This window comes from Desulfocucumis palustris, from assembly GCF_002933875.1.
GTDB lineage: Bacteria > Bacillota > Desulfotomaculia > Desulfotomaculales > Desulfocucumaceae > Desulfocucumis > Desulfocucumis palustris.
Map to the genome: position 1 here is coordinate 23,358 of NZ_BFAV01000025.1, position 7,195 is coordinate 30,552.

The 7,195-nt window shown below is 51.9% G+C and carries 6 protein-coding genes and 1 pseudogene; 6 read left to right on the forward strand and 1 reads right to left on the reverse strand.

What is annotated here, in order from left to right:
- Positions 1 to 62 precede the first annotated feature (62 nt).
- From DCCM_RS02455 to DCCM_RS02480, 6 genes are all read left to right on the forward strand, one after another.
- A complete protein-coding gene (locus DCCM_RS02455; protein WP_104370877.1) occupies positions 63 to 1,436 on the forward strand; it encodes a methyltransferase MtaB domain-containing protein in 1,374 nt (457 codons plus the stop codon).
- 35 nt (positions 1,437 to 1,471) lie between these two features.
- Complete coding sequence (locus DCCM_RS02460; RefSeq protein ID WP_104370878.1) at positions 1,472 to 2,227, forward strand: cobalamin B12-binding domain-containing protein; 756 nt, start codon at positions 1,472 to 1,474, stop codon at positions 2,225 to 2,227.
- Positions 2,228 to 2,249: 22 nt separating this feature from the next.
- Positions 2,250 to 3,203, forward strand: coding sequence for a CobW family GTP-binding protein (locus DCCM_RS02465; RefSeq protein WP_231702616.1), 954 nt, complete (start codon positions 2,250 to 2,252; stop codon positions 3,201 to 3,203).
- Positions 3,204 to 3,218: 15 nt separating this feature from the next.
- A complete protein-coding gene (locus tag DCCM_RS02470; protein ID WP_104370880.1) occupies positions 3,219 to 4,844 on the forward strand; it encodes a methylamine methyltransferase corrinoid protein reductive activase in 1,626 nt (541 codons plus the stop codon).
- Positions 4,845 to 4,925: 81 nt separating this feature from the next.
- A complete protein-coding gene (locus DCCM_RS02475) occupies positions 4,926 to 5,936 on the forward strand; it encodes an MtaA/CmuA family methyltransferase (protein WP_104370881.1) in 1,011 nt (336 codons plus the stop codon).
- A gap of 384 nt (positions 5,937 to 6,320) precedes the next feature.
- Positions 6,321 to 6,515 carry a cold shock domain-containing protein gene (locus DCCM_RS02480; protein WP_104370882.1) on the forward strand — a complete coding sequence of 65 codons (195 nt, stop codon included), beginning with the start codon at positions 6,321 to 6,323 and terminating at the stop codon, positions 6,513 to 6,515.
- 172 nt (positions 6,516 to 6,687) lie between these two features.
- Here the strand turns inward: DCCM_RS02480 and DCCM_RS02485 are convergent.
- Positions 6,688 to 7,065, reverse strand: a pseudogene (locus tag DCCM_RS02485) (DUF3231 family protein); the annotation flags it as partial.
- Between the last annotated feature and the right edge of the window lie 130 nt (positions 7,066 to 7,195).

Sequence of the window (7,195 nt, forward strand, 5' to 3'; positions counted from 1 at the left end):
GATTGGTCGGTTTTTTTAAGGTATTGTAACCATGTTGCCACACGGCGAGGAGGTATGTAGAAATGCCAAAATTTGAAAAAATGGCGTATGACAGTGCGGAAGAGATGATCTTTGGAACGGCTAAATCACCGGTTCAATACGGCCGGGACTTTGTGGTGGGAGGCGGGTACGTATATCCGGAGCTGGTGCCTCATCCCAGGCCCGGAACGGAGAAAAGCCAGAAAACCCTGGTAAAGGAATATGAAAAAATGGTTACCGACGTGCTGGACAGGTGTGTGGCCATCGGTATTCCCGGTATTCAGGTGGAATTGGAGCACGTTTATCAGATGACCAAAAACCCTGCCTGGGGCGGGGAAATAGCCGCCCAGGTGAAAAGGCTGATGGAAAATTATCACCGCAAATACGGCTTGAAAAGCGCCATCAGGGCTACAATAGCCGATTACCGCAAGCCCGATGAAGAAAAGGTATGGGACAGCCTGGCCCTGGAAACCATGCTGGAGGCCTTTGAGGCCAGCGCCGCCGGCGGAGCGGATAACCTCTCCATTGAAACCGTGGGCGGAAAGGAAATCACCGACTACGCCATAGTCAGGCAAGATATCCGGGGGGTTGTGTTCGGTATCGGTGTTCTGGGCAGTTTGGACATGGAGTACACGTGGAAGAAAATAGTAAAAATCGCTGATAAATACGGGGTCACACCGGGAGGGGACACCAATTGCGCCCAGGCCAACGTGGCCATGTTCATGGCCGGCGGATACCAGGACCGCTCGGTTCCCCACTCCTTTGCCGCACTGACCAGGGCCGTGGCCGCCGCCCGCAGCCTGGTGGCTTACGAGCAGGGAGCAAAGGGGCCCACCAAGGACTGCGGCTATGAAGACGTGGTTACCAAGGCAATAACCGGCGTGCCCATTGCCATGGAGGGAAAAACCTCGGCCTGCGCCCATAGCGACCTGCTGGGCAATCTGGTGATGGCCTGCTGCGACCTTTGGAGCAACGAGGCCGTGGAATACCACGACATGTTCGGGGGCACCACCACCGCGGTGTTCGCCGAAATACTGGGCTATGACGTGGCCCTGATGAATACCGCCATTGAGCTTGGCAAGGCCAGGGATTTGCAGCAGATGATGGTGCTGTCCGATAAATACAGGGACCATCACGGTTTCATTCTGGCCCCGGATAACGCCTATGAAATAGGCAAGGCCATAGTGGCCAACAACGGTTCGTATTATGCCAGGTCCAGGGCCGCCGCCATGAAAGCCGGGGAATTAATGCTGGGAGACCCGCTGCTGAGGATGTCGGCTTTTGAAAAAGAAGCCCTGCAGTCTTCCATGGCCCAATTGGAGGCCATGCCCGAAAACGAGCAGGATTTTATTGATAATTGCTGCGAGATATACAAAAAGCAGGTGCGGGGTTTCGAGCCCAAAAACTACGGGCTATAGGTACAAAGGGCTTCAGGTGAAAAGGAGGGTTATATATGGAGGCATTGGCAATCAGCAATTACGATAATATTTTCAAACGTTACGATCTTGTATCCGAGGGTTCCGGCCAGGGGATAATGGCAACTGCCAAGGACGCGGACCTTCAAAAAATAATGGAATGTGTCATTGAGGGTGAAACGGACGATATTCTGGGGCTGGTCGATGAAGCCTTAACCAAACTGGACCCCATGGTGATAATTAATGACGCCCTGATTAAGGGAATGAATGAAGTCAGCCGGCTGTGGGACGAGGGAACCTACTACCTGCCCCAGGTAATACTGGCCTCGGATGCCATGCTAGCCGGGATAGAGCTGTGCGAGAAAAAAATGGGCAAATCCATGGAGAAAAAAGGAATTGTGGTAACCCATACCGCAGAGGGCGACATTCATGATCTGGGCCAAAAGATTGTGAACGCGCTGTTAAGGGCAAATGGTTACGAGGTAATCGATCTGGGCAAGGACGTTCCGGTGGATACGGTGGTTAACGCCGTTAAACAATACAAGCCCGTTATGGTTACCGGAACGGCCCTGATGACCACCACCATGACCGCCTTTGAGAAGATATCCAACCGGCTGAGCGCCGCCGGCCTGGAAATTCCCTTCGTCTGCGGCGGCGGAGCCGTATCGGAGGAATACGTCACAGGCTATAAACTGGGGGTTTTTGGAAAGGACGCCTCCCAGGCTCCGGGAATGGCCGCGGATGCCGTAAACGGGGGCACCTGGCAGGAGCTGAGGGAAAAATACAACGGATAATTGCAGGGGTGTGTCACAATTGATGCGGGTTGATGTTGTGAACGGCTTTCTGGGCAGCGGCAAAACCACGCTGATTAAGAACATTTTGCTGGAATGCCCGGGCAGAGAAAAAATTGCCGTTCTGGTTAACGAGTTTGGGGAAACAGGAATTGACGGGGAATTGCTGGGTGATTCCGGGGCCGAGGTGGTGGAACTGGCCAACGGGTGTATTTGCTGCACCCTGAAAGCGGACATGAAGTCGCAGATAGCATACATTGCCGGCAGGTATAAGCCCCAACGGCTGATCATTGAGCCCACCGGCATAGCCACCATCGGCAATGTGCTGGGCGTGTTGAAAAGCCTGAGCCTGGCTGAGCATATCCGGCGGATCAATGTCGTGGCCGTGTTGGATGCCGCCAATTTCTCCGCGGATTACCGGGCAAATCCCTTGTTTATCAAAAACCAGCTTGCCGCGGCCCGGATAATAGTGTTTAACAAATGCGACAAGATAGATTCCCAGGAGGCCGCCAGGCTTCGTTCCATAATAGCTTCCATTAATAAAGAGGCCAGGGTGCTGTTCACCACTTACGGCAAGGGTGTGGAGCGGGAGCTGGAAAAAGCCGGCTCCGGGGCGCCGGAAGAGGATATGGATTATTGCAATGCAGCGGGTGGCGGCACCTCTTTTCTTTTCAACGGCGAAGAGGAATTCGAAGGCGGGGAACTGGGACAATTCAGCAGTGTTTTGAGCGGTTGTTTTGACCCCCTGAAGCTGGAGGAGTTTTTTCGCGGCCTGAGCGGCGGGGATATGGGGCAGGTGGTCAGGGCCAAGGGCATTTTTGAGACCAAAACCGGGGATTGGCTGATTGCAAATTACTCCCGGGGGGAAATCGACCTGGCCCGGGGCGACCGCCCCTATTCCGCCAGCAGGGTTGTTGTGATAGGGAGAAACCTGGACAGGGAAGAACTGGAGCGAAGATTGGACGGATGCTCGGTTTAAAGGAAAGGAAAAGGAATGGGCAATATAGGCGTAGCCATAGACCTGGGAACCAGCGGGTTCAGGGCCCAGGCTGTTGATCTGGCCGGCGGGAGCATATTGTCTACGGCAATAACTGCCCGCCACCCTCTTCCCGGGGCCAATGTAATGGATCATTTGAATTTTGCCATAGAAATGGGACTGGATGTGGCGCACACCATAGTGGTTCAGACAGTCAACCAGGTAATCGGCTTCCTGGGAGTGCCCCCGGAAGAGCTGGAATGCCTGGCTGTCTGCGGTAATCCAATACAGCTGTCCATATTTGAGGAAATAGAAATAAGGGATCTGGCCTATGCGGGGGAGAACAAGCGGAGGGCGCTGGGTGTTACCTCCCCGGACAGGAACGGCAAGCGCTTGAAGGGGGGCGATATCAGAAATCTGGGCATACCGGGAAACATCCCGGTGTATATACCTCCTTCGGTAAAACACGAGATTGGCGCCGACGCCCTGGCCATGATGATTAAATCCGGCCTGCTGGAGAGGGACGACATCGCCCTGGTTACCGATTACGGAACCAACGCGGAAATGGCCTTAAAGGTGGGGGACCGGATTATCACCGGGTCCTGCGCCGCCGGCCCCGCCCTGGAAGGCCAGCACATTCACCGGGGAATGCTGGCCTCCCCGGGCGCCATTACAGATGTCTGCCCCGAGCCCGGGGGGCACCGCTGCCTGGTGCTGGACCGGTTGATGAATCAGCAGTCCGGGGATGTGGTGGATATGAGTTCCGGAAGGCTGTTAGCCCAGGGCGGCATCAGGGCCGCGGGAATTACCGGCACAGGGGTGGTGGCCGCCCTCTGTGAGGGGTTGGGGGCCAGGATGATTAAGCTTCCGGAAATCAACACCCCCGACGCCGAACTGCATCTATCGGACGGGGTAACCCTCAGTGAAAGCGACTTGATTGAAGCGGGAAAGGCCATAGGCGCCATACGGGCCGGATATATCACCCTGGCCCGGGAGGCGGGCATTGACGTGGCCGATATAAATGTGGCGTACATGGCCGGCGCTTCGGGGACATACGTGGATGCCGCCAAGGCACAAAAAATCGGCATGGTCCCCCACGGGGTAAAAAGGATATACCAGGTTGGCAACACTTCCCTGGCCCTGGCCCGGGATATTGTAATAAATCCTCAGACAATGGATGAACTGACTGAACTGGCCGGTAATCTCCGGGCCAACCACTGCATGTTCGGAGCATCCCAAATTTTTGAAAAAGCCTATATCCTGGAGCTGTCCTACTGGGGAGAGGGCATGTCCTGGGAAACCTACCGGAAATTTGCCTGGAAATATTCGCTTCCGGCAGTGGAAATATCCCGGGGAATACCGGAGGTGAGCAGGGTTGAACGGGATATAGAGGATGTGGGCAGCAGGGGCCTGACCATAATATCCCAAGTGGGTGTGGAAAAATCCACGGTTTTTCCCGGATGCACGGGCTGCGGCATCTGTGTGGAAAGCTGCCCGGAAAATGCTTTGAATATATCGTTAAGAGAAGGGGAAACAGTTTTGACGCTTCAATTGGACAGGTGCAACGGCACCGCGTGCAGGCGCTGCCACAGGGCCTGCCCCGAAAAAATATTTGATTTGGCCGGAATTTGTTCTGTTAATTAATTAGTGAAAGAGATGTTCTTCGGGCGCTCCCGGCGCCGGGGGCGTTCGATAAAAATACGTTTATAATCAGGGGGAGTGGCTATGAACAGTCGTGACAGGGTGCTGGCGGCATTGAAGGGGGAGGCCGTGGACCGGCCGCCTGTAATAAGTGTTTGCCAGCATGCCACCTATGAGCAGATGGATGAACTGGGGGCGGCGTGGCCCGAAGCCCATGCCCGGGGAGACAAAATGGCCGCCCTGGCCATGGGGGGCTTTACCATGCTGGGTTTGGACGCCGTACGGGTACCCTTTTGCCAGACCCATGAGGCGGAAGCCCTGGGGGCTAAAATAAAGGACGCGGGCAGGACTGGTGTTCCCAGCGTGGAAGTGCACCCCTATAAAATTGGCGACCAGCCGCAATTCCCCGATGATTTCCTGGAGAGGGGCAGAATTCCGCAATTATTGCAGGCTGTGAGAATACTTAAAGAGAACATAGGCGACCAGGTGATAATAATCGGCGGTATAGTGGGACCCTACACGGTGGCCACAAACCTGGTGGGCATAGATGACATGTTAAGGACCAGCTTTAAAAAGCCGGAAAAGGTGGTTCCCTTTCTTGAATTGGCTGAAAAGGCCGGCACCGTTCTGGCCAACGCCCTGGTGGAGGCCGGGGCCGATGTTATTTGCGTGGAGGACATGATGACCTCCCTGGATCTGGTCAGTCCCAAAATATACAGATCCCTGGCCGCCCCTTACGAGAAAAAACAGTTTTCCGGGATTAACGCCCCCACCATCATACACATTTGCGGCAAGCTGGACGCCATTATGACGGATATAGCCGAAACAGGGCCGTCGGCCATAAGTATCGAGCCGGTGGTGGACGTGAAGCTGGCCCTGGAGGAGTTCAGCAAAAAGGGAATAAAGATGCCGCTGATAGGAGGGGTTGACCCGGTCAGGACATTATTCTCCGGCACACCGGAAGAGGTGAGGCGGGAGGTTGAAAAAGCCCTGGAGGACGGTTTCAGCATGATTTCCCCGGGCTGCTCCGTGGCTCCGGCTTCGCCCCTGGAAAACCTGCTGGCCATAGTTGACACAGTGAAGGAAAAAAAATAGGATAAAGGACATTCCTCTGGTCAAAGACTCATTTCTGAATAGTAAATATTACCATCATATGAAAAGGGACATTCCTCTACTAAAAGACTGGTTTTAGAGGAATGCCCCCAGCTTATGAACGCTTCCCGGAATCATTGGGGGACGTTCTTTTTTATCGTTTATCCGCAGTTAACTTTTTAGAAATATGTAATGGTGAGATATGTTCCTAATCCATGAACGTCCCCCGAAATTAAAAATAAATTTGCTATTTTACTTAAACTATGATACGATTGCGTTGTGTTAAAAAGTTAAGAATGCAAACCATTTTGGGCCTCTTGTTATGATTGGTCAAGGGTTTTCAGTTTTAAGCTTTTTTGATCAATTTTAAGTAAAGGAGGTTTTAAAATGGTAGGTGTAGTTAAATGGTTCAATACCGAAAAAGGATTTGGCTTTATTGAAACAAGTGAAGGCAACGATGTGTTTGTCCATTTTTCCGCTATCCAAGGCGAAGGATTTAAAAACCTTGAAGAAGGTCAAAGCGTGACGTTTGACGTAGTGCCAGGTAATCGTGGTCCTCAAGCCGCAAATGTATGCAAGTAATATAGTGATTGCATAAGAAAGAAGGGCAGTTTCCTAATTGGAAATGCCCTTTTTATTTTGGTGCTTTTATGATATTTTTAGTCATTTTAAAGATGCGCTGCTGAAGCCTATGACTCCTTAATCTAAGAAAGAAGCCGCAGGTTTTTGTTATGAAAGATCAGGCTCAACCGGGTTAAATAGTCGGTGGAGAAATTAGCCAATTATTTTTCCTGTCCATCTTTACCATTGCGTCATAACCCTTGTAGTCATCCGAAAGGATCTGCCAGACGAGCTGTCTTATGTCATCTCTTGTTGATTCTGATAATCCTCTCATATACAGTGTTAAGCCGAATTTATAAATTTCTCTTATGCTGTTGACAATCCCGTCATCCTGGATGTAAGTATTCGGCTCAATCTGCTTTCCGATAATATCGAGGTTCTTTCGCGGCGGGACCGCAGGAACTTCCAGTCCTTCTTTATGCATAAAGCTTTGAATTTTTTCGATATGGGGAATAATTAACGTTTCCATTCCCATATTTAAGGAATTTTTCAGTTCCATATCTTTTGCCTGGGCTAAAAATACCCCTTTTAAAAAGCGGGCAGAAAGGAAATAAAATCGTTAATGAGGTCCTGTAAAGCACAATCCGTTATTGTAAGATATTTCCGCAAGGTATTTTTAAGCATCGTTAATAAGAGTTGAA